Below are 1707 nucleotides of genomic sequence, written 5' to 3'. Positions count from 1 at the left end.
CGTTATTGTTAATAGTGGTGCCATTGACAGTTAATGAACCGTCTTTACCTAAATCTACCGCATTATTTAATGTTACATTAACAGTTGAACCCGTATGCGTCACATTAATATTATTATCACCATTGAACGTCACGGTACTGTTTGGTGCCACATTAGCAACGGTCGCATTGCCGCTAGTATTTAAGTTCCAACCCGCGCTGGCTGTGGCATTCACCGCATTTAACTGATTTAAGTTTACGGCATCGGTACCGTTTGTGCCATTTGCTACATTGGTAATATTATTACCACCATTATTTAAACCGGTTTCGGTTAAACTCACCGTATTTGTACCATTGGTAATGGTTACACCGTCTTTGTTAATTACGGTTTTATCTGTGTCACTGGTACCAAAGGTTGCACTATCCAGATCGGTCAGATCTTTCGCCATTTTAATCACTAAGGCTTTATCTACCACATCAACACGCAAGTTTTGATCGGTTACATTGGCACTTTGCGATAAATTACCTTTAATGGTTAAGGTTTCATTGAGTTTCTTACCTACGGTAACGTTGGTATCATCACCCGTGAAGAATAAACCATCATTTAAGGTCGCCACGGTCTGATTATCATAAACAATACGGGTTATATTGGTGCCGTCAATACCATTGGTACCATTAACCACGGTAATATTGGCACTTGCCCCGTCTTTGCCGGTTAAGCCGATCGTACCATTAGCGCCGTCTAAGCCGATAGTGCCGTTAGTCCCCGGTTCACCTTTTAGGGTGATAGTGGTGGCAGTTAAGTTAGATGCTAAAGTAAAGTTTACTGTTGAGCCGGTATGTGTAACATTAATATTGTTATCACCATTGAATGTCACCGTACTGTTTGGTGCCACATTAGCAACCGTTGCATTGCCACTGGTATTTAAGTTCCAACCCGCGCTGGCTGTGGCATTTACTGCATTTAACTGATTTAAGTTTACGGCATCGGTACCGTTTGTGCCATTTGCTACATTGGTAATATTATTACCACCATTATTTAAACCGGTTTCGGTTAAACTCACCGTATTTGTGCCATTGGTAATGGTCACGCCGTCTTTGTTAATTACGGTTTTATCCGTGTCACTGGTACCAAAGGTTGCACTATCCAGATCGGTCAGATCTTTCGCCATTTTAATCACTAAGGCTTTATCTACCACATCAACGCGTAAATTTTGATCGGTTACATTGGCACTTTGCGATAAATTACCTTTAATGGTTAAGGTTTCATTGAGTTTCTTACCTACGGTAACGTTGGTATCATCACCCGTGAAGAATAAACCATCATTTAAGGTTGCTACGGTCTGATTATCATAGACAATACGGGTTATATTGGTGCCGTCAATACCATTGGTTCCATTAACCACAGTAATATTGGCACTTGCTCCGTCTTTACCGGTTAAGCCGATCGTACCATTAGCGCCGTCTAAGCCGATAGTGCCGTTAGTCCCCGGTTCACCTTTTAGGGTGATAGTGGTGGCAGTTAAGTTAGATGCTAAAGTAAAGTTTACTGTTGAGCCGGTATGCGTAACATTAATATTGTCATCACCATTGAACGTCACCGTACTGTTTGGTGCCACATTAGCAACCGTTGCATTGCCACTGGTATTTAAGTTCCAGCCGGCACTGGCTGTGGCATTCACCGCATTTAATTGGCTCATATTCACCGCATCGGTATCTGCGACACCGG

At 42.2% G+C, this 1707-nt stretch carries 1 protein-coding gene; it reads right to left on the bottom strand.

Annotation, left to right across the window (positions count from 1 at the left end; genetic code table 11):
- Positions 1-1707, bottom strand: a 1707-nt coding sequence (locus E0709_RS12060; RefSeq protein WP_425339226.1) for a beta strand repeat-containing protein, incomplete at both ends; no start/stop codon positions are given.

The organism is Lonepinella koalarum (assembly GCF_004565475.1).
Taxonomy (GTDB): Bacteria; Pseudomonadota; Gammaproteobacteria; order Enterobacterales; family Pasteurellaceae; genus Lonepinella; species Lonepinella koalarum.
Note: the sequence above shows the minus strand (reverse complement) of the source record. Positions and strands in the feature narration are given on the sequence as shown.